Source organism: Methylobacterium marchantiae (assembly GCF_042679825.1).
In the GTDB taxonomy this organism is placed as follows: domain Bacteria; phylum Pseudomonadota; class Alphaproteobacteria; order Rhizobiales; family Beijerinckiaceae; genus Methylobacterium; species Methylobacterium marchantiae.
In genome coordinates this window covers 23,470-44,893 of the sequence record NZ_JBHTND010000006.1, presented here as the reverse complement: position 1 = coordinate 44,893, position 21,424 = coordinate 23,470, and the positions used below count along the sequence as shown (strand labels likewise).

Here is a 21,424-nt window from a genome sequence, read left to right as displayed (position 1 = left end):
ACACCATGCTTGCCGAACGATGCGCCCCGAACCAGGACATGACGGCGCCCCGTTCGAGACGAAGGGGCCACCCCATTCGCAGCCTCCCGTCCCGACCGATCCCGGTTCCCGTGCTGGCACGAGCCCTGCGGCTGCGGCGGCCATGACTGCTCATCTGTCCCGAAATCCGACACCCGGCGTGGAGACGATCTCCGCCGGAGGGGCCGGCATGGAACGCCGCATCAGGAATCTGCATGTCGCGCCGATGCGTCTCTTCGCCGGCGCGTGGTCCACCCATCGCACGGTGCTGATCGGCTACGGGCAGCTTCTGGCCGGTGCCGGCGGCCGCCTCGCGCTCCAGATGGTCTACTTCCTGGTTCTCGCCAATACGCTCAGCCTCTCGGAGATGGGGGTCTTCGCCTCGGTCTCGGCCGCGGGCGTGATGATCGGATGCCTGGCGGGTTTCGGCTTCCAATCCTTCGTGATGCGTTCGGCCGCCGGCCGACGCTCGTCGATGGGGGCCTATCTGGCCGTCTACTACGCCTGCTTCGCCCTGGCTCTGCCGATCATGTTCGGCCTCTCCCTGGTGCTGTACGCCCTGCTGTTCCAGGGCGTGATCGCCTTGCCCGGCTATCTCGCGATCATCGTGGTCGAGGTGGCGCTCTGGCGTCAGATCGAGCTCCTCGTCCAGGTGAATAACGGCCTCGGCCGCTATGCCGTGGCGGCCACGGTGGTGTCGCTTCCCGTCGGGTTCCGCGCTGCGGCAGCCGTGGCCTTCTGGGCCGCGGGCGGCGGGGCCGCCGAGATCTGGGCGATCTACTACCTCGTCGGCAACGCTGTCTCGGTGACCGTTCTCGCCATTCTGTTCCATCCCCGCACGCGGATGCGCTTCCGCGCGGTGCTGCTCAAGGGCAAGCTGCGCGACGGCCTGCTCTACGCTGCCTCCTATTTCATGTTTCTCGCACAGGGCGAGATCGACAAGCTCATCGTTCTGACCCTGGCCGGCGAGCGGATGGCGGGCATCTACGCGATCTCGATGCGGCTGATCGACCTCACCGGCGTGCCGCTGCGGCCGATGTTCATGATGTACTCGCGCAAGCTCATCCAGGCTGGCCGGGTCACCCGCGCCAGCCTGCGCGAATGCCTGAAGGTGGAGGGCATGGTGGCGGTCGTCTCGACGGGCGCCCTCGCCTTCATGATCGCCGTCCTTCACATCCGGCCGGAACTTCTCGGACCGAACGTGTCGGCCGCCTACGGCATGCTCACCGTCATCATCGCCGTGCCGGCAGTGCGCAACCTCTTGGAATTCCAGGGCGAGCTGTTCTTCGCCTTCGGCCGGATGGGGCTGCGCGCGGGCGTCACCACTGCGCTCATCGCCTTCAAGGCGCTGGCCTTCGTGCTGCTCCTCACGGCTTTTCCAAATCCGGAGCAATGGAGCCTGTGGCTTAACGCGATCTACGTGGCGATCTATGCGCTCTCGTTCTTCACCCTCTACGGACTCTTATGGCGGAACACGGCACCGTGATCGCGGAAGCTCTTGGCGGACATTGTCCGGTGACGGAATCCTTCACCGTTTGCAGCGCAGGGTTCCGCGCGGCGAGAAGCGGCGATCGACGGAGATACGCATGAAGGCCGAGACCGGACATTCCCCGTCCGCACCAGCAGGTCAGAGCCTGGCCGAGACGGTGGGCCTGATCACGCTCAGCCATCGCGGTGACCTCGAACGGTGTGCCCTCCTGTTCGAGACCATCGATCGGCACGCGACACCCCGCGGATGCCACTACGTCATCGTCGACGACAAGGACGTGGCGCTGTTCGCGCGGTTTGAGCGGCCCGACCGCCGGATCCTGCCGCTGTCGCACTTCCTGCCATGGTGGATGAGGCCGATTCCGGTCCTGCGCTGGCGCGGGCGCCGATACTGGTTCACGCCGTTCGGCAAGCCCATCAGCGGCTGGCACATTCAGCAGATCGTCAAGATCGAGGCAACGCGCCGGCTGCCCGAGGCCCGCTACTGCCTGATCGATTCCGATATCTACTTCTTCCGGGACTTCGATCTCACTGCGCTGGCAGAGCCGAACCCGACGCCGTTCCACGTCCATCCCGGCGGCGTCGTGGTGAACCGGCCCCGTCACATCCTATGGATCGACACCGCGAGCCGTCTCCTCGGCACCGAGCCGCCAAGTGTGCCCGCGGACGACTATATCGACCAGATCATCATCTGGGATCAGGCCACGGCGCGAGCGATGACCGACCGGATCGAGTCGGTGACCCGGCATGGCTGGATCGGTGCCCTGTGCCGGGACCGCAACTTCTCGGAATACATGATCTACGGCACCTTCGTGGCCAGCACGCCCTCGGCGATGGACAGGCACGCGGTGACGACCCGGAGCTTCTGCCGGACCCATTGGGAAGACAACGCCCTCCGCGAGGCCGACATCCTCGCGATGCTGCATGCCGCTACGCCCACCGAACGGGCCTTCTGCATCCAGTCCTTCGGGGCGACGCCGCTCGCCACCATCCGCACAAGTCTCGAAGCGTTCCATTCCGGTTGTGGATTGGAAAATCCAAAATCGCGAACGCAAGCAGCGTGAGGGTGATTGCTGGACGCTTTTACACTTGCGCGATTAAGGATGAGGACAATCGACGGCGGTCGGGACTCGCCCGTCCACGCTTTGTACTTGGAAAAGTAATATTTGCCGTGTCATGACTACGGTACGGTCGACACGCTTACCGGAAGGTACACCCGTCCCATGACCTTGCTCATGTCCCGCCCTTTCACGACGGAATAGAGACGGAGCTTGCAAGCCATGGCACAGAACGGCAGCACGGCGATGGCGATGCAGGTCGCCGTGGACGATCTTCATCATGACACGGAGATGCCGGCCGGCGAGGCCGGCTTCAGTCTCGCAAAGGTCCACGAAGTCCTGCAGTCGCTGCTCCCGGCGGGAGAGGTCTCGATCTACGAGGCAGGCGGCGGGGCGTCCTCCTACCTTCCGGTCTCGGTACTGCGCCGCTCCCGTGTGACCGTGGTCGACATCGATCCGACACAGGTGAGCAACAACGGCTACGCCGAGACGGTGATCTGCGGCGATGTGCAGACCCACCGCTTCACGCCTCGGACGTTCGACCTCGTCACCAGCTACAACGTCATCGAACATCTGCCGGATGTCGGCGCGGCGATGGAGCGCTTCGCCGAATGCTTGAAGCCCGGCGGCCTCCTGCTCATCGGTGCACCGCATCCGCGTTCTCTGTCCGGTCTCGTGACGAAGTATTCGCCGCACTGGTTCCACGTCTGGTTCTATCGCAACATCCGTGGTCTGGAGCGGGCCGGCCAGCCGGGCGAGGCCCCATTCCCGGTCTATTACCATCCCCTCGTCCTGCCGGCTCGACTGAAGCCGTTCCTCGACCGGCTCGGGCTCGATCCGGTCTACGAGCGCGTCTACGAAAGCCCGCGCTATGCGGAGATGCGGGCACGCCGGCCATGGCTGGCCTCCATCGTCGACGGCATCACCGAACTCGCCAACATGGCGGCGGCCCGGCGCATCAACCTGCGCCACGGTGACTACCACCTGGTGCTGCGCAAGCGGGCGGGGGAGCAGCCAGCCGCCAGATGACACCCGACGCCATCATCGATCGCGATGCGACCGAGTTGAAGGCCCGGCTTTCGCTGCGGGCCCGTCTCTCCCATGGCCTGTCGAGGCATGTTCCGGTCTCGCCCCTCCTTCGCGCCCTGCCCGGTCCGATGGTGAGCATCACCTTCGACGACGTCCCGGATTCCGCCTGCACCAGGGGGGCGGCCCTGCTCGATGCCTACGGCGTCAAGGGGACGTTCTACGTCTCCGGCACCCTCCTCGGCGCCAGGACCGAGCATTGGCGGGTCGCCGAAAGCGAGGCCTTGGCGGAGATCCACCGCCGTGGCCACGAGATCGGCTGCCATACCCACGCCCACGTTCTTGTCCCCACCCTCGACGCGAGGGTCTTCGCCGCCGACATCCGGCGCAACCGGGAAGAACTGGCGACTCTCGTGCCGGGGCTGGCGCTGGAGAACTTTGCCTTTCCCTATGGTTACGCATCCCTTGCCGCCAAGCGTGTCTTGAGCCGTACCTACGGGTCGAGCAGAAGCATCCTGCCGGGCCTGAACGCCGGCCGCATCGATCGTCATTTCCTGCGCGCGAACCCGCTCTTCGACCGCTGCCTCGATGCCGATATCCTCACGCGCCTGATGGACGAAGCGGTCTCCCGCAATGGCTGGGTGATCTTCTTCGGTCACGACGTCGTCGAGGCGGCGAGTCCCTACGGCTGCTCTCCCGCCCTGCTCGAAGCCACTCTCGCTGCCGCGAACCGGCGGGGCATCCCGGTGGTCTCGATCGCGGAAGGGTTGGCGATGGCCTGTGGGACCGCCGAAGAGCAACGCCGGACGCCGAACGTGCTCGGCATCTCGCAGAATGCGACCACTATCCAAGGTTCCGCCCGGGGCCGACAAGCTGCATAAAGACTAAATTCATCATCGCAACGCGTTCGTTTTTCATCAGCTGAGAATTTAATCAACGCTGGACTCTTGGTTGCTAACCTCTCTGCATTCGCCGCTGAGATCCGATGGATCGTGTCATCCTGACACATCATCTGTTGGAAGCGGGATCGAACGGAATTGGGTTCGGGGCACGGTCCGAACCTTTGTTTCCGGAAGAACCACTGATGTTGGGAAGCCATTGATGTTGGTCTATGACGATCCGCCGCCAGCCAGCAGGCCCGAAACGGCCGAGCCGGTGCGGAGCGGCTACCGTCTGTCCGTTGGCGGCGTCTTTTCGGCACTGCGCCGGCGCATCGTGTGGATCCTCGCCTGCGCCATCGTCTTTTCCGGAATCGGCCTTCTCGTCGGAAAGATGCTGACGCCGCGCTATTCTGCCGAGGCGCAGATCTACATCGATCCACGCGACCTGAACCTTGTCTCCCGTGAACTGACCACCGGCGGTCAGGATTCCAACGCCTATCAGAGCGTGGTGGAAAGCCAGACCCGCCTCATCACCTCGAGCAGCGTCCTGCGCAGGGCCGTGGATGCCACTGGTCTCGCCCAGGACGAGGAATTCGTAGGTCGCTCCGGCGGCGGCCTCGTCGCGAAGATCGCGACCGCCCTTGGCCTCGGGAGCCAGGATGCGCCCGCGGATGTGGAGGGCGAGGCGAACGCGGCGATTGGAATCCTGCAGCAGCGCCTGTCCGTGCGCCGGACGGGCCGGACCTACGTGGTCGACGTCTCGGTCTGGTCGCAGGATGCGGCCAAATCGGCGCGCCTCGCCAATGCCGTCGTGGCCGCCTACCTCGCCGAGGATACTGCCGCCCGCACCGAAGCCGCCAATCGCGCCAATTCCGGCCTGACCGCGCGGCTCGGCGAGTTGCGCAATGCTCTCAACGCGGCGGAGAACCGGGTTCAGGCCTACCGGGCCGAGACCGGCCTCGTCGGCACCCGCGATTCCCTCGTCAGCGACCAGCAGTTGACGCAGCTGAATTCGCAGCTCGCCGCCTCCCGGGCCCGGGTCGCCGAAGCTCAGGCCCGCCTCGAACAGAGTCAGCGCATCGTGCGATCCGGCCTCGATGCCGGAGCGACCGACGATATCCTTGCCTCGCCGACCGTGGCCGCCTTGCGCAGCCAGTACGCCGAGCTCACCCGGCGTCAGGCCGAACTCACCAACGACCTCGGCCCGCGCCACCCCTCCGTCTCCTCCATCGCCAAGCAAGTCGTCCAGGCGCGGCGCTCCGTCGACCAGGAGGTCGGACGCTTCGCCCAGGCCGCGCAGACCGACCTCGCCAAAGCGCGGGCTACGGCCTCGGCCCTGGAGAAGAACTTCGACCAGGCCAAGGGCCGTACGGTCGGGCTCGCCCAGGCCTCTATCCGCCTGCGTGAACTCGAGCGAGAGGCCGAGGCAAGCCGCTCGATCTACGAATCCTTCCTCACTCGCTCGCGCGAGACCGGCCAGCAGGCCTATCTCGACATGGGCAACGCTCGTGTCGTGACCTCGGCGACGAAGCCGATCATGCGCAGCTTTCCGCCGCCGGCCCGCACGCTGATGCTGATCGGCCTCCTCGCGGGGCTGGGCCTCGGTGTCCTCCTCGCTCTCCTCGACGACTGGGCCCGCTCCGGCCGGCCGGATCGTATCCGGGCACCCGAACCGGCTCAGGTGCCCGAACCCGCGCAGGGCGCCAAATCTGTTCAAGTCGCCTCGTCTGTCCCGTTCGCCGAGCCTGCTCGGATGCCCGACCCGGTCGAAGCGGCGAGTTCGGTCCCGGCACCGACACCGGCACCGCCGCGCGGGTTCAGGGAAAACCGAATCCCGACGGCCCCCCGCTCCTTCCGTGCGCCGGATCTTCCCGATCTGACGCGGTCTCCGATGGCGTTCTTCCGGGGCAGACCGAAGGACGCGAATGTGAAGCCCGCCTTCGAGCCTGCAGCCAAGACAGAGCCGAAACGTCCCGCGGCAAAGTCTCCTGCGGAGCCGGCGCCTCGCGTCGAACCGAAGCAGGTCGCGGAGCGTTCCCTCGGCAAGCCGGTCACGGCCGAACGTCCGTCGTCCAAATCCTCGGCGCGGGCGGCTTTCAGCGTTTCCGGCGCAGCTGCGCTGATTGGAGGGCCCCGATGACCACACCCTCACGTGCGCGCCTTCGCCATACTCCCACCACGACCCTCGGCGGGTTATCGATCGCTGCTCTGGGGATGCAGGAAACCGTCGACCTGATGATAGAGGCCGTGCGCCTTCATCCGCGGCCCGGAACGCCCCTCTACCTCACCTCTGCCAATGGCGAGGTGATGTCGCGGCACGCACGGGATCCCGACTTCGCCCGCCTGATGGACGCGTCGGACCTCATCAATGCCGACGGGCAACCCATGGTGGCGATGTCGCGCTACATGGGTGACCGGCGCCTGCCCGAGCGCGTCGCCACCACCGACCTGTATCACGGAGTCGCGCGAAGGGCGGCGGCGGACGGCCTCACCTTCTACCTGTACGGTGCCACCGAGGAAGAGAACCTTGCCGCTGTGAAGACGACGCAGCGGCTGTATCCGGAATTGCGCATCGCCGGGCATTGTCACGGCTATCTCGCAGGTGACGCATTGCTGGCCAAGATCGCGGAGATCGATGCCCTGGCGCCCGACATTCTCTGGATCGCCCTCGGCGTGCCGCGCGAACAGGCCTTCGTGCGGGACTACGGCCCGCTTCTTCGGAACGTCGCCGTGATCAAAACCTCGGGCGGCCTGTTCAACTTCCTTTCCGGAAGCCGCAGCAGGGCGCCGTCCTGGGTTCAGCGGATCGGGTTCGAATGGCTCTGGCGAATGGCCCAGGAGCCGAGGCGCCTGTTCTGGCGCTACTTCCTCACTAATCCGCACTCGCTCTACCTCATCCTCACTCGGAGCGGTGCGAATTGGCGCGACAGGAATCCCAAGTCGGGTTCGCCGACACCGAAGACCGGGCCCGACGGGAGCGATCTTGTCGGGAGACAGGTCGAACGGGCCTGACACTTTGCCCCCCTGGAAGGGGTTCTGCAGCGGAGGGCTCGCGGGCGGCCATAGCGCTGATCCCGCTACGTACAAGAATCACATCCCCGCGGCGGAGCCGCTCAAGTCTTCGGGGATCGGCAGGCCGCCTCGCACGGCGCACCGAGGAACCGGGTGAAGAGCTTGGCGAGATGTGGGCGCACGGTAAGGAACCGGCGGTAGGCGGCCTCGGCCAGGATCGGCATGCCGGGCAGACTTCCCAGGGTCGCAAGCCATTTCCAACCGGGCAGCTGCCGCCACAGCCAAATGAAGCCCATTGCCCCGGAGGCAAGACGGCCCTCTTCGTCCCGGACATGGAAACGTGCCCGCGCGGCCTCGCGCTCGAGGTCGGGGCCAAGTGTGTCGGGGGCGCCGTCACCGCTCACATCGACGAAGTGAATGCGTTCGGACCCGCGGCTGCGCTGATAGGTCCGAATCTCAGCGGAACAGAGCGGGCAAGCCCCATCATAATAGACGGTCAGTGCGGCGGGTGGAGTCATGGTGGCGTCGAAGCGTCCTCTCCGCACCGGCTCGACACGTCGATGCCATGCCCCTTAACAACGCCGATGCGAGCAAAACGGCCCCACCATCGCATCGATCGATGGTGGGGCCGTTTGTTCTGACGGTGATGAAGGGCGAGAAGGCCGTTCGGGGATGATTCCCGCGCGTCAGCGGGCGGCGAAGGCCTTCAGCGCGGACTTGCCGGCGAAGCGGCCCTGTGCGCCGAGGCCTTCCTCGATGCGGATGAGCTGGTTGTACTTGGCCAGTCTGTCCGAACGGGCGAGGGAGCCGGTCTTGATCTGTCCGCAATTCGTCGCGACGGCGAGATCGGCGATGGTCGAATCTTCGGTCTCACCCGAGCGATGGGACATTACGGCGGTGTAGCCGGCGCGCTGGGCCATATCGACGGCGGCGAGCGTCTCGGTAAGAGTGCCGATCTGGTTGACCTTCACCAGGATCGAGTTCGCGGTGCCCTCCGCGATGCCGCGCGACAGGCGGGTCACGTTGGTGACGAAAAGGTCGTCGCCCACGAGTTGGCAGCGATTGCCGACCTTCTCGGTCAGGAGCTTCCATCCGGCCCAGTCGTCCTCGGACATGCCGTCCTCGATGGACAGGATCGGATAGGAATCAACGAGCTTGGCGAGGTAGTCGACCTGGGCCTCGATCGAGCGGGTCTGGCCCTCGCCCTCGTAATGGTAGGCGCCGTTCTTGAAGAATTCGGTGGCGGCACAGTCCAGGGCGAGCACGATGTCGGTGCCGGGCTTGAATCCGGCGGCGGCGATCGATTCCATGACGAAGTCGAGCCCGGCCTCGGCCGAGGGGAGGTTGGGGGCGAAGCCGCCCTCATCGCCGACATTGGTGTTGTGGCCGGCCTTCTTGAGGGCGCTCTTGAGGGTGTGGAACACCTCGGCACCCATGCGCACGGCCTCGGCGAGGGAGGAGGCGCCCACCGGCATGATCATGAATTCCTGGAAGTCGATCGGGTTGTCGGCATGCGCACCACCGTTGATGATGTTCATCATCGGCACCGGCAGCACCCGGCCCTGGGTTCCGCCGACATAGCGGTAGAGCGGCAGACCGGCGGTCTCGGCCGCGGCCTTGGCCACCGCCAGCGACACGCCGAGGATGGCGTTGGCGCCGAGCCGTGCCTTGTTGGGGGTTCCGTCGAGCTCGATCATCGCCTCGTCGACGGCGATCTGGTCCTCTGCATCCATGCCGCCGATGGTGTCGAGGATGTCGCCACGCACCGCGGCCACTGCTTTGCGGACGCCCTTGCCGCTGTAGCGGCCCTTGTCGCCGTCGCGCAGCTCCATCGCCTCATGTGCGCCGGTGGAGGCGCCGGACGGCACGGCAGCGCGGCCGAAGGAGCCATCCTCCAGGAGGACATCCACCTCAATGGTCGGGTTGCCCCGGCTGTCGAGGATCTCGCGGGCGGCGATGTTGGTGATCGCGGTCATGCGTGCCCCTAGCTCTCAAAGGTGTTGCGGCGGGCACTCGGCCCAGCCGTCATGGTCCCAGAGGCGCGCCTCGTCGGAGGGGCCGCCCAAGGGACCGATCGGATCCAGGGCAGGCTTATCCGTCAACGTGTCGCATCCGGCAAGCACCTGCGCGCCCAGGGACGGCGCCGCAAGGTCACAAATCTTTGCTGAGGTTGCAAGAAATTCCGGACCGCCGACTGCCGCGTCTGCGGCGCCCACTTCGTCGAAGGCGACGAGGGCTCGGTCGGGCGCTCACTAGCGTGTTGATTTCATAAGAGATTCCCGGCGAGGAGTTCCCCTTCGGAGCGGCCTGCGCTATAGCGGCGGTCATGACCAACCCGCCCTCAGACGACTCGCTCCAACTCGGCCAGCCCACTCCCCTGCCCGTCTCGCCCGAGGCTGCCCGCCTGGATCGCGTGCCGAACCCGCATCCCGCGACCGATTATCTGGCACGGTTCACCGCACCGGAATTCACCTCGATCTGCCCCGTTACCGGCCAGCCCGACTTCGGAATCCTGATGATCGACTACGTGCCGGACCAGTGGCTCGTAGAATCGAAGTCCCTGAAGCTTTATCTCGGTGCTTTCCGCAATCATGGTGCCTTCCACGAGGATTGCACGGTCGGGATCGGTCTCACCCTCGTAGATCTTCTCAGGCCTCGGTACTTCCGCATCGGCGGGTATTGGAACGCGCGCGGCGGCATTCCGATCGACGTGTTCTGGCAGAGTGGCGAGCCACCGAGTGCCCTCTGGCTTCCCGACCAGGGCATCGCGCCCTATCGTGGTCGCGGTTGATCCATTGTCCGGAGCGCATGTCGGGTATGTGGAGCGTGTCAAGCTCCGGAAATCTTTGACGAATGATCGCGTTATGAAAAAGGGCGGCCGGTAAAGACCGACCGCCCTTTTCGATTCACCGGGATGGCTGGATCAGTAACCGTAGCCATAAGCGGGACGGCCATAACCGCCACCACCATATGCCGGACGACCGTAGCCATTGTTGTAGTACGAATCGCGAGCGGCACCTGCTGCGATCGCACCAGCAGCGAGACCTGCAATGCCGAGGCCGACGGCCGCGCCTGTCCCGATGCCGCGACGTCCGCCGCCACGATAGGCATATCCTCGATTGCCATAGCCACGATGGCCGTAACCGCCGTGAGCGTATCCACCATGGCCGCCGCGACCATAGCCGTGACCATGTCCAGGGCGAGCCTCGGCAGCCGTTCCGGCGGCCATGGCGCCGAGAGAAAGGGTGACGGCCGTGATCAGTGCGAACTTGCGCATGGGGCTCCTCAAATCGTTGCTTCGCTTAAGCAAGGACAACGATGTCGGAGAGACTCCGTTCCATTGTCGCTTCCGCTCATCGAATCCAGGCGCAGCCGGTCTCGGTCAGTCTGTCGACTTCGCAAGACGGTCGAAAGCCTGGAGTGTCTCCAGCAATGCCGGCATCGCCTTCAGTGGCACCATGTTCGGTCCGTCGGACGGAGCGTGATCCGGGTCGGGATGGGTTTCGATGAACAGGCCGGCGATCCCCACGGCCACTGCTGCACGGGCCAATACGGCCACGAATTCGCGCTGACCGCCCGAAGTCGCGCCCTGCCCGCCCGGCTGCTGAACCGAATGGGTCGCGTCGAAGACGACGGGTGCTCCATGGGTCACCTGCGCCATGATCGGCAGGCTGCGCATGTCGGAGACGAGCGTGTTGTAGCCGAACGAGGCGCCGCGCTCGGTAACGAGGACGTTCGGATTGCCCGCCTTCGTCACTTTAGCGGCCACATGGGCCATGTCCCAGGGAGCGAGGAACTGGCCTTTCTTCACGTTCACAACCCGGCCCGTGGCGGCAGCGGCCAGCAGCAGGTCGGTCTGCCGGCACAGGAAGGCCGGAATCTGGAGGACGTCGATGATTTCGGCGGCTGGCGCGCACTGGGCCGCCTCGTGGACATCGGTCAAAACGGGCAGGCCGAAGCGCTCCTTGATCTCGGCGAAGATCGGGAGTGCCCCGGTGAGGCCGAGGCCGCGGGCGGTGGAACCCGAGGTCCGGTTGGCCTTGTCGAACGAGCCCTTGAACACGAGGCCGATCCCGAGGCGGTCGGTCATGCCCTTGAGCGCGTCGGCGATCTCGATGGCGTGGTCACGGCTCTCAAGTTGGCACGGGCCGGCGATGAGCGCGAAGGGCAAGTGGTTGCCGAAGGCGGTGTGCCCCGCCATCACGACGGGACCGGAGGGTGAGCGAGCGGGTTCGGACATGGCGTCCGGTCTAGCCCGCCCGAGCCCCGCCGAAAAGGCCGGCGCGACGGCGTAGGACCGGCGAGCGGTTTCGGACGAGCACACAGCGCGTCAGGTCGGACGGGGCGCCGTTCAGACCGAGCCCTTCTCCAAACCGCCGTCCGCCCGTCTCGCATTGCAGGGCCGCGTGCCCGATACGTCCCGCATGCGGCATCCCGGTGAGGAGGGAATCCTGGTGGAGATTGCGGGCCAGCACCTCAACGGCTTCGGCCTTCGCGCCGGTCAAGCCCTCCGCCGCCAGCCCGATCAGGGCGAAATAGGCCCTGGCCGGCTCGCGGTCGCGCGACCCGAACGCCATCCGTGTCGGAGCCCGGCAATCGAGGCTCATGCGGTCGGCGTCCGCGGCACGGAACACCGCGAGCGAGGCCTCGCGACCGGCCAATCCGGCACCAGTGGCCCGGATCATCCGCGCAGTGAGGCGGTCGCAGGAATTTCCCGTCTTCGCCGGGACGGAGGTCGAGGACAGAGCGATGGTGGCGAGGCAGCAGGCGATCGAGGGGAGGAGATGAGCTTTCATCCACCCTATCCTAGAACAGGACGCAGCCCGGACCCAACGCTCTCAGCGCCGCATTCCGATCGATCCCGTGATCTCGGCGGGGCAGGCCTCGTGGGCGTGCGATCGCAGGATGCGGCGCAGGCGCAGCGGATAGGCACCGGTCTCGTCCTCGACCGTCCCGATCAGGGCATCCGTTGCCAGGGTTCCGTGGAACGCAAAGCTACCTTCCTCGCCGCCGACCAGGAACGACAGGGCCTTGGTCTCGTCGTCGAGGGTTAGATTCTCGGCCTGTGACGACCGGGATGCGGTCTCGTAGACCAGCACGTCCCCGCTGGGTGAGCGCTTGAGCGTGATGCGCCGCCCGGCCCGCTCGCCGCTCCCGGCCTCGGTGCAGAGATCGGCATAGACGAAGGTGCCTGTGGCCCAGACCGGCTTTGCGGTGACCGGTCTGGCCCATGCGGGGGCCGCAAGGGCGAGGGCGACCAACGGCAGACTGATCATCTTCGTACGATCGAGAGCCGGCATCGGAATCTCCTCCCCTCCGTGCATCGCATCGGGAGACACCGAACCTCGCTTTCCAATGTCTCTGGATTGCTACTGGATCCGGCGCCGGCGTGCGCGAAAGCACGTCGGCGGCAAAGCAAGTTTCAGTCCGGTCCGTTGTCCCCCGCTTGGGCCAAGCACCCCATTGCCGATGCCGGTCTCGGCGATGAGGGCCACCCGTCTCCGTTGCCTACCGCCGTGCTCACCAGTTCGTCGGTCCCCGGAGGCGGGAGGTTCCGCCCAGATCTCTCCGCCAAGGCTCCGACGAAAGGGGTGGTTTGCTTGAGCGAGCGGCTCGGCTTCCACGGAAGACGCCGGCCTGAACGAACGGGCCGGCGTCGGTTTCGTTCTTGATGACCGCGCTTTGGACGCGATCCTCAGCGACCGATCATCCGGCCTTATTCAGAGCCACGGCGACGAAGCGAGTGACACCCTTGGTGCTCTTGATCCGCATCAGCACCGCCTTTCGTCCGTTGGCCTCGGCGGCCTTGACACGCTCGGCGATCTCCGAAGGCTTCGAGACGCTGGAGCCGGCCACATCGAGGATGATGTCACCCTGCTCGATACCCTTGGCCGCTGCCGGGCCATCGGGATCGACATCCATCACCGCGACGCCTTCGTCTCCGGCACCGACCTGGGCGGCCGGGGCGAGGCTGAGGCCGAGGCGCGGCTGGCCGTCGCTCGACGAGCTGCGGCTGTTGTCGTTGCCGGCCTTCGGGTCGTTCGGAAGGGCGCCGAGCTCCACCGTGGCGGTGTCGGACTTGCCTCCGCGCAGGTAGGCGAGATCGACCTTGGCGCCTGGCTTCAGACCAGCGATCCGGCGCGATAATTCGCGAGCATCGTTGACGGCTGCGCCGTTGACCGATTCGATCACGTCGCCAGACTTGAGGCCTGCCTTGGCCGCCGGCGTGCCGGGTTCGGCATGGTCGACGAGGGCGCCCTTGGCCTTGTCGAGGCCGAGGCCGTCGGCGATGTCCTTCGTCACCGGCTGGACCTGCACGCCGAGATAGCCGCGCGCCACCTTTCCGTCGGCACGGAGCTGGTCGACCACCGCCTGCACGGTCTCCGCCGGAATGGCGAAGGCGAGGCCGACGCTGCCGCCGGAGGGTGAGGCGATGGCGGTGTTCACGCCCACGACCTCGCCACCGACGTTGAAGGTCGGGCCGCCGGAATTACCCTTGTTGATCGGCGCGTCGATCTGCAGGAAGTCGTCATAGGGGCCGGCGCCGATGTCGCGGCCACGGGCCGAGACGATGCCGGCGGTGACCGTTCCGCCAAGGCCGAACGGGTTGCCGATGGCCACCACCCAATCGCCGACGCGGGGCGCCGACTTGCTCAGCGAGACATAAGGGAAGGTGCCGCCCTCGGTGATTTTGAGCAGTGCCAGATCGGTCTTCGGATCCTTGCCGATGACCTTGGCGTCGAGGGTGCGGTTGTCGTCGAGGGTCACCTGCACCGTCTTGGCCTTGTCGACCACGTGGTTGTTGGTGACGACGTAGCCGTCGGCCGAGATGATGAAGCCCGAGCCCATGGCGCCGCGCTGACCCTGGCGCTTCGGCGAAGGGCCACCGAGGCCCTGGCCCTGACCCGGGCCACCCTGACCGAAGCGCTTGAAGAACTCGCGCAGCTGCGGCGGAACCTGCTGGCCCTGTCCGGGGCCGTCATCGTCGTCCATGCCCGCGCTGTCGTCGAGCTTCACCTTCACGGCGACGACGCCGGGCTTCACCTTGTCGACGACACTGGCGAAAGAGCCGGGCGGATGGTCCGGCACGTCGATCGGGTTCTTGGAGAGGGCCTGGGCATGGGCTGGGGTCGAGGGCTGGGTCAGGCCGATACCGGCCGCGCCGGTCGCCGCGATGACGATGGCAGCGACGGATGCGAGGGCGTTGCGGCGCAGGTTCGAAGTCGACGAAGGCATGAGCGGGTCTCTCCGGGAAGGTCGGTTCCCCGCTATCGAGCGGGGCCATGCCCCCGTGTGTAGAGAGGCCCGCCTGACCCGCCCGTGTCGCCGAGATTACGGTTTGGACAGGTTGGCGGCGGGCGATGCCCGCACTCCCGCGCGCCATCTGAGATCGAGCAGCAATCCCGCCGGGTGCGTATCCAGCACCGGCGTGATCGGCAGGCCGGCGGCGTTGAGGAGGCGCGCCGCCCAGTGGTTGCAGACGTTGGCGGCGCTGAAGCGACCCTCGCCCTCATAGAAAAGGCTCGGCCCGTAGAGGCCGGGGCCGCCCGCGATGGGGGTGTTGTCGGCAAGGCGAAAGCTGGCGTCGAGGCGGGAGAGCAATCGAGTGAGGCCAGCCTTCGAGATACGGATGGGCACGATGTCCGAATGGGGGAAGCTCGTCCGTGTGTCCTCGGCGAGCCCCACTACCTGCACCACGCTCTCCCGGCCGCCGGGAGTGAACAGGGCTTCGAGGGCGAGGCGCAGGTCGAACTGCGCCAGGGTCGGCGTCGCCCGGTAGAAACGTGCCTCGCCCCAGCCGAACTCGATCTGCGGATAGGCGCGGAAGCGGGTGGCGATGCTGCGGAGCGCCGTTCCGGTGCCCTCCCCCGTCAGGGCCTCGCGCGGGATCACGAGGCCCGAATGCCAGCCGTGGCTGACGAATTCGATTTTTTCTAAGTCGTCGTCAGGAGCGGGATAGAGAGCGGGGTCGCCGGGCCGCGCAGTGACGATCGCGGCGAGGACGAGGAGAGCGAACAGGCCAGCGAGGCCTTGGGCCAGCCGGCGCAGGATCATGCTTCGGACAACCGCGCCAGGGCTTCGCGGATCTTCTCCAGCCGCGCCGTCTCGGCGTCGCGGCGCTCGCGCTGCTCGTCCACCACCTCGTCGGGGGCGCGGGCGAGGAAGTCGGCATTGCCGAGCTTGGCCTCGATCTTTCCGATCTCGGAGGCCGCCTTCACCGCTTCCTTGTCGAGGCGGGCGACCTCCGCTTTCAGATCGACGATGCCCTCCAGGGGAAGGGCGGCCACGGAACCGCGCACCAGGAGCTGGACGGCGTTCTTCGGCGCCGTGTCGGCGAACGAGATGTCCGACAGGCGTGCGAGGCGCAGGAGCGTGTCCTGCCACTGGGTCGCGCGTGCCCGCAGGGCTTCGTCGGCACCGACGATCACCAGGGGAATCTGCGCGCCGGCCGGCACGTTGGTTTCCGAGCGGGCGGAGCGGATCTCGGAGACGAGATCCACGACCCAGCCGATCTCGGATTCGGCGTCTGGATCGGCCAGGCCCGACAGATCGGGCCAGGGCGCGAGTGCCAGGAGCCCACGGTCGGCGATCGCCTCGCCCTTGATCGACCAAAGCTCCTCGGTGAGAAACGGCATGAACGGGTGCAGCAGCTTGGCGATCTGGTCGATGAGGTAGGCGACCGTGGCCTGCGTCTCGGCCTTGGCGGCGGCATCGCCCTCCCCCTGGAGAACGGGCTTGGCGAGCTCGACATACCAGTCGCAGAAGATGTTCCAGACGAAGCGGTAGGCAGCCGCCGCCGCGTCGTTGAAGCGGTAGGCATCCAGTGCCGCCGAAACCTCGGCGACGGCCCGCGCGGCCTCGCCGAGCGCCCAGCGGTTGAGGGTCTCGGTGGCGGCCTCGGGACGGTAATCGGCGCGAAGGACGCAGCCGTTCATCTCGGCAAAGCGCGAGGCGTTCCAGAGCTTGGTCGCGAAGTTGCGGTAGCCCTCGACCCGGTTGACGGCGAGCTTGATGTCCCTCCCCTGCGCGGCCATGGCGGCGAGAGTGAAGCGCAGGGCATCGGCGCCGTACTGGTCGATAAGGCCGAGTGGATCGACCACGTTGCCCTTCGATTTCGACATCTTGGCGCCCGACGCGTCGCGCACCAGGGTGTGGAGATAGACCGTATCGAACGGCACCCGGCCGGTGACGTGGAGGCCGAGCATCATCATCCGGGCAACCCAGAAGAAGATGATGTCCTTGCCGGTGACCAGGGTGTTGGTGGGATAGTAGCGATCGAGCTCTGGCGTCGAGTCGGGCCAGCCGAGCGTCGAGAACGGCCACAGGGCCGAGGAGAACCACGTGTCGAGGACGTCCTCGTCACGGTGGAGAGTGACGGCGTCCCCGTGCTTCGCAGCGGCTTGGGCCTGCGCTTCCGCCTCGCTTGAAGCGACGAAGAACCCACCCTCGTCATCGTACCAGACCGGGATCTGGTGTCCCCACCAGAGCTGGCGCGAGATGCACCACGGTTCGATGTTCTCGAGCCATTGGAAGAACGTCTTCTCGTAGTTCTCGGGCACGAAACGGGTCTTGCCGTCGCGGACGGCCTGGAGGGCACGCTCGGCGAGCGGCTTCACGTTCACGTACCATTGATCGGTGAGATACGGCTCGATGACGACGTTCGATCGGTCGCCATGCGGAACCGCATGGGTGTTGGGCTCGACGAGCGCCAAGCGCTCGCGCGCCTCCATCAGGGCGACGACGCGCTTCCTCGCCTCGAACCGGTCGAGGCCGTGCAGGGCCAAAGCCTCCGGCTCCGGGTTCGAGTCCTTCAGGAAAGCCGCGTTTCCATCGAGGCTTATGCGGGCTTCCGGATCCAGGATGTTGATGGGCGTGCAGCCGGCCCGCTTGCCCACCTCGAAATCGTTGAAGTCGTGCGCCGGCGTGATCTTGACCGCACCGGTTCCTTTCTCGGGGTCAGAATAGGTGTCGGCGACGATGGGGATCAGGCGGCCCACCAGCGGCAAGCGGACATGCCTGCCGACGAGATGGGTGTAGCGCTCGTCGTCCGGGTGGACCGCCACGGCGGTGTCGCCGAGCATGGTCTCGGGCCGGGTCGTTGCGACGGTGATGACCTCGCCGGTCTCGGCGCCGCTCTTATCCACGATCGGGTAGTCGAAATGCCAGAGATGGCCCTTCACCTCGATCTGCAGGACTTCGAGGTCGGAGATCGCGGTCTGGAACTTGGGGTCCCAGTTCACGAGGCGTTTGTCGCGATAGATCAGCCCTTGGGCGTGGAGATCGACGAAGGTCTTGGTGACGGCGCGGACCATCTGGTCGTCGGGGGCGCCGTTCAAGCCCATGGTGAAGCGCTCCCGCGACCAGTCGCAGGAGGCGCCCAGGCGCTTTAACTGGTTGACGATGGCCCCGCCCGATTCCGCCTTCCAGGCCCAGATCTTCTCGACGAATGCGTCGCGGCCGATCTCGCGTCGGCCCGGCTCCTGGGCCTCCATCATCCGGCGCTCCACCACCATCTGGGTGGCGATGCCGGCATGGTCTGTGCCCGGTTGCCACAGCACGTCGCGCCCGCGCATGCGCTCGAACCGGCAGAGGATGTCCTGCAGCGTGTTGTTGAGGGCGTGGCCCATGTGAAGGCTGCCCGTCACGTTCGGCGGCGGGATCACCATGGTGAAGGGCTCAGCGTCGGCACGTTCCGGCCGACCGGTCTTGAAAGCGTCACCGGCCTCCCAGGCGGACGCGATGCGCGCCTCGACGGCGGCAGGGTCGAAGGTCTTGTCCATCATGGGCGGGATCGGGCCAGTGCGTGCGGGGTGGGCTTCAGCCCAGGTGTTGGCCCGCTTTCACCCCGTCACGCTCCTCGCGTCAACATCGCAGGGTGATCAGCGGCCCCGCGCCACGCGCTCGATCTCGGCTCTGACCAGTCGTTCGACCATCCCCGGCAGGTTGTCGTCGAGCCAGGATTTCAGCATCGGCCGCAGCATGTCCTGCACCATGTCTTCGATGGTACGGGCGTTCTGGCTCACCATCGTACCGGCGAGAAGCTGGAACGCGTGACCGACGCTGGCATCGGTGACGGCGGAAATCAGGCGCTCGTGCGGAGTGTCACGCGGGGGCTCCGCCGGAGGGGTAGGGCGCGGGGCGGCACGGGGCGGCTCGGGCTGGCGCGCAACCGGAGGCGGCAACGGCTCGGGCTCGTCGTCGAAGGAGATCGAGTCGAAATCGATCTCGCCGCTCTCGGCGAAGCCGATCTCGGGTTCTTCGATGGCGGCGGGCTGGGGTTTGCGCGGCTGGGCGACCTCGGCGAGGTCGAGCACATCGTCGTTTTCCGGCTGCGGCGGGGCGGAGCGAACCGGCGAGACGACCTCGGCCTTGGCGTTCTGGTCGTCGGCGATGATCCGGCGGATGGAGGCCAGGATTTCCTCCATCGAGGGTTCCTGGGCCTTCTCCGGCACGGTCTTCTCCGGCGTCTTGGGGCTCGCTGCACTCATCCGGACGACGCTCGGGTCACATGGTTAAGAAAACGTTTCGATCACTCTGAGTATTTCACCGCAGGCGCGGGAAACAAGCGCCGCGGAAGCCCAAGGCACAGGATAACATCGGGCTCCGCTATCTTCTCGCGACCATACTCGCCCGTCAGCGTCCGTCCGGCGTGCGCACGCCGTACCAAAGGTCCTTGATCTGGTCGAAATGCTCCTTCGGGCTGTAGGTCGCCACCGCGATCGAGGTGAAGCGCACGGTGAGGCGGCCCACGGACTGGACGACGCCGTAGGAGTTCACCACGCGGTCGCGCTGGGCCAGGATGAGATTCACCCGCGAATTCAGGAGTTCCTGCTGGGCGTTCAGCACGTCGAGGGTGGTGCGCTGGCCGACGCGGGCTTCCTCACGCACGCCGTTGAGGGCCACTTCGTTGGCCTGGACCTGGGCCTGCGAGGCGATGACCTGCGCCTTTGCGGCTTCGAGGCGGCCCCAGGCCGTGACGATGGCCGAGCGGACCTGATCGCGGATGTCCTCGACATTGATCCGGGCTTGGCCGACCAATTCCTTGGCTTGGCGGATCTGCGAATAGGTCTGGCCGCCCTCGTAAAGCGGGATCGAGAGCCGACCGACGATCGAGGCGGTCACGCCGTTGTCGCCGGGGAACTGCGCGTCGTAGCGCTGCTGGACATTCCCCTGCAGGGCGGCGGTGGGATAGAGTTGGCCCTCGAAGATCTTCACCTGCGCCTCGGCCACGTCCACGGCGTGCAGGGAGGAGAGGATCTGCGGGTGCTCCTTCAGGCCGATGGAGATGGCGTTGTCGAGATTCGGGGGTACGTACCGGTCGAGGGGCCGGCCGGGCGCGAGTTGGCGCGGCTCGACACCGATGATGCGCCGATAGGTGCCGATGCTGGCGCGCAGGTTCGCCTCAGCGCCGCTGACGTCCGAGCGGGCGCCGGCAAGACGGGCCTCGGCCTGGGCCACATCGGTCCGGGTGACCTCGCCGACATTGAAGCGGTCGCGGGTCTGGCGCAGCTGCTCTTCGAGCACCTCGACGTTGTTTCGGCGCAGTTCCAGCGTCGCCGTGTCGCTCAGGACCGACATGTAGATCTGGGCGGCGTTGAACAGGGTGGTCATCTCGGTGGCGCGCAACGATTCGCGCGTCCCGAGCACGTCCGATTCGGCACGACGGGTCTGGTTGTCGGTCTGAAAGCCGTTGAACAGAGTCTGGTTGACAGTGAGGCCCGCGCCGCCGGGTTTCGTCACGGCCCGGCCGTTCGGGAGCTCGATTCCGGAGATCCGCCCCTCAAACTTGGACAGGCCGATATCGGCGTCGAGGCTCACGGTGGGACGGTAGCCGGACTTGGCCTGAGCGACGTTCTCGTCGGTGGCGCGCAACCCAGCACGCGCCGCGTTCAACGCCGGGTTGGCACCATAGGCACGGGCCAGCGCGCTATCCAGCGTCTCGGCGACGGCCGGAGATGCGGCGGCGAGTGCCAGCACGGCGAAGCCGCCGAGCCGAAGCCCGAGACGCTTCGCAGGTTTGGGTTGTCTCACGTCCATCTGCCCTTGCGGTTTCTCGATGAACCGGTCGACCGTTCAGCACGGCCATGGCACCCGTAAGGTGTCATCCGGATTGCCCGCCTCATCCGCCAGATTAGCGGAGGTTGCGCTCCGGGGCATCGGCGAAGGCGGGTGCTGCGCGAGATTGACGGCGCAGTGCCGCATAAAAGCGACACCCGTCATGGCGCTTCAGAAAGAGAAGCCGGAATCCGTCGCGAAGGCCGACAAAGCCGGCAGAGTTGCATCGAAGAGTGGGCGGGCGCCGAATGCGTCTCCGGTCCGCACGAATAGGGTCGCCTTCGCGGCGCGGTCGCGACCCATCACACAGGCGAGGCGGCCGCCATCCTTCAACTGGTCGAGGAGGGCCTGGGGCCTTGTCTCGACGCGGCCGTTGACGAGAATCGCGTCGAACGGTCCCGCTGCCGCTGCACCTGCCTCGAGCGGGCCGCGAACGATCTCGATTCCCTCGATCCCCGACAAGCGGCTCCCGGCCTCGGCGGCGAGGGTTTCGTCGGATTCGAGGGCCACCACCCGCGCCCCGAGCTGGCGCATGACAGCGGCGGCGTAGCCATAGCCCGTGGCGACGTCGAGGACGGCCTGCCCCGGCGCGAGCTGGAGGGCCTGGACCATGCGGGCGAGGATCATCGGCGCCGGGATCGCCCGGTCTTGTCCGCCGATGCGGAGGGTCTGATCGATATAGGCGAAATCCTCGCGCCCCGGGGGCACGTAACGCTCGCGCGGCACGGCTTCGAAAGCGTCGAGGACTGCGATGTCGTTGACGTCGAAGGTCCGCAGCTGACAATCCACCATGAGGCGTCGCGCCTGCGCGTAATCGAGCATGGGTCTCGTCTTCCCTCGCCGCATCGGCCGAAAGCGCCCATCCGCTTCATCCGGATATTCGGA

19 protein-coding genes are annotated in these 21,424 nt (G+C 66.5%); 7 read left to right on the top strand and 12 right to left on the bottom strand.

The features are described 5' to 3' along the window. The first annotated feature begins 142 nt into the window (after positions 1-142). The 6 genes from ACFQ4G_RS06235 (at position 143) to ACFQ4G_RS06210 (ending at position 7,483) form a co-directional block, all read left to right on the top strand. Positions 143-1,504: a lipopolysaccharide biosynthesis protein gene (locus ACFQ4G_RS06235; protein WP_238208469.1), complete on the top strand. Its 1,362-nt coding sequence runs from the start codon at positions 143-145 to the stop codon at positions 1,502-1,504. Positions 1,505-1,604: 100 nt separating this feature from the next. After that, entirely contained in the window at positions 1,605-2,570 is a 966-nt protein-coding gene (locus ACFQ4G_RS06230; protein ID WP_238208470.1) for a DUF6492 family protein, read from the top strand. A gap of 216 nt (positions 2,571-2,786) precedes the next feature. Beyond that, positions 2,787-3,593 carry a class I SAM-dependent methyltransferase gene (locus tag ACFQ4G_RS06225; protein WP_238208471.1) on the top strand — a complete coding sequence of 269 codons (807 nt, stop codon included), beginning with the start codon at positions 2,787-2,789 and terminating at the stop codon, positions 3,591-3,593. Then, positions 3,590-4,471, top strand: a complete 882-nt coding sequence (locus ACFQ4G_RS06220) for a polysaccharide deacetylase family protein (RefSeq protein WP_238208472.1) — start codon at positions 3,590-3,592, stop codon at positions 4,469-4,471. The genes ACFQ4G_RS06225 and ACFQ4G_RS06220 overlap by 4 nt, the downstream gene beginning before the upstream one ends. Positions 4,472-4,691: 220 nt before the next feature. Next, a complete protein-coding gene (locus tag ACFQ4G_RS06215; RefSeq protein WP_238208473.1) occupies positions 4,692-6,611 on the top strand; it encodes a GumC family protein in 1,920 nt (639 codons plus the stop codon). Continuing rightward, entirely contained in the window at positions 6,608-7,483 is an 876-nt protein-coding gene (locus ACFQ4G_RS06210; protein ID WP_238208474.1) for a WecB/TagA/CpsF family glycosyltransferase, read from the top strand. Before ACFQ4G_RS06215 ends, ACFQ4G_RS06210 begins: the two co-directional genes overlap by 4 nt. Positions 7,484-7,584: 101 nt before the next feature. Here ACFQ4G_RS06210 and ACFQ4G_RS06205 read toward each other — a convergent pair whose 3' ends face one another. Further along, complete coding sequence (locus ACFQ4G_RS06205; RefSeq protein ID WP_238208475.1) at positions 7,585-8,001, bottom strand: thiol-disulfide oxidoreductase DCC family protein; 417 nt, start codon at positions 7,999-8,001, stop codon at positions 7,585-7,587. Positions 8,002-8,169: 168 nt separating this feature from the next. Further along, a complete protein-coding gene (gene eno, locus ACFQ4G_RS06200) occupies positions 8,170-9,459 on the bottom strand; it encodes a phosphopyruvate hydratase (RefSeq protein ID WP_238208476.1) in 1,290 nt (429 codons plus the stop codon). Between the two features lie 350 nt (positions 9,460-9,809). On the opposite strand from eno, the gene queF reads away from it, so the two are divergent. Continuing rightward, positions 9,810-10,274: a preQ(1) synthase gene (gene queF, locus ACFQ4G_RS06195; protein ID WP_238208477.1), complete on the top strand. Its 465-nt coding sequence runs from the start codon at positions 9,810-9,812 to the stop codon at positions 10,272-10,274. 132 nt (positions 10,275-10,406) lie between these two features. Here queF and ACFQ4G_RS06190 read toward each other — a convergent pair whose 3' ends face one another. From ACFQ4G_RS06190 to ACFQ4G_RS06145, 10 genes are all read right to left on the bottom strand, one after another. Then, positions 10,407-10,760 (bottom strand): hypothetical protein, encoded by a 354-nt coding sequence (locus tag ACFQ4G_RS06190; protein ID WP_227439086.1) that lies wholly within the window; start codon positions 10,758-10,760, stop codon positions 10,407-10,409. Between the two features lie 105 nt (positions 10,761-10,865). After that, a complete protein-coding gene (gene kdsA / locus ACFQ4G_RS06185) occupies positions 10,866-11,723 on the bottom strand; it encodes a 3-deoxy-8-phosphooctulonate synthase (RefSeq protein ID WP_238208478.1) in 858 nt (285 codons plus the stop codon). Positions 11,724-11,733: 10 nt separating this feature from the next. Continuing rightward, positions 11,734-12,279 carry a hypothetical protein gene (locus ACFQ4G_RS06180; RefSeq protein ID WP_238208479.1) on the bottom strand — a complete coding sequence of 182 codons (546 nt, stop codon included), beginning with the start codon at positions 12,277-12,279 and terminating at the stop codon, positions 11,734-11,736. Between the two features lie 42 nt (positions 12,280-12,321). After that, entirely contained in the window at positions 12,322-12,783 is a 462-nt protein-coding gene (locus ACFQ4G_RS06175; RefSeq protein ID WP_238208480.1) for a hypothetical protein, read from the bottom strand. Between the two features lie 406 nt (positions 12,784-13,189). Then, complete coding sequence (locus ACFQ4G_RS06170; RefSeq protein WP_238208481.1) at positions 13,190-14,719, bottom strand: Do family serine endopeptidase; 1,530 nt, start codon at positions 14,717-14,719, stop codon at positions 13,190-13,192. A 96-nt stretch (positions 14,720-14,815) separates the two neighbouring features. Next, positions 14,816-15,538 (bottom strand): DUF2459 domain-containing protein, encoded by a 723-nt coding sequence (locus ACFQ4G_RS06165; RefSeq protein WP_238208482.1) that lies wholly within the window; start codon positions 15,536-15,538, stop codon positions 14,816-14,818. Then, positions 15,535-18,267 (bottom strand): valine--tRNA ligase, encoded by a 2,733-nt coding sequence (locus ACFQ4G_RS06160; protein WP_238208483.1) that lies wholly within the window; start codon positions 18,265-18,267, stop codon positions 15,535-15,537. The genes ACFQ4G_RS06165 and ACFQ4G_RS06160 overlap by 4 nt, the downstream gene beginning before the upstream one ends. Positions 18,268-18,363: 96 nt before the next feature. Further along, positions 18,364-18,909: a PopZ family protein gene (locus ACFQ4G_RS06155; protein ID WP_379039952.1), complete on the bottom strand. Its 546-nt coding sequence runs from the start codon at positions 18,907-18,909 to the stop codon at positions 18,364-18,366. A gap of 208 nt (positions 18,910-19,117) precedes the next feature. Then, entirely contained in the window at positions 19,118-20,521 is a 1,404-nt protein-coding gene (locus tag ACFQ4G_RS06150; RefSeq protein ID WP_238208485.1) for a TolC family outer membrane protein, read from the bottom strand. Positions 20,522-20,710: 189 nt separating this feature from the next. Next, positions 20,711-21,361, bottom strand: coding sequence for a protein-L-isoaspartate O-methyltransferase family protein (locus ACFQ4G_RS06145; protein ID WP_238208486.1), 651 nt, complete (start codon positions 21,359-21,361; stop codon positions 20,711-20,713). Positions 21,362-21,424: the final 63 nt, after the last annotated feature.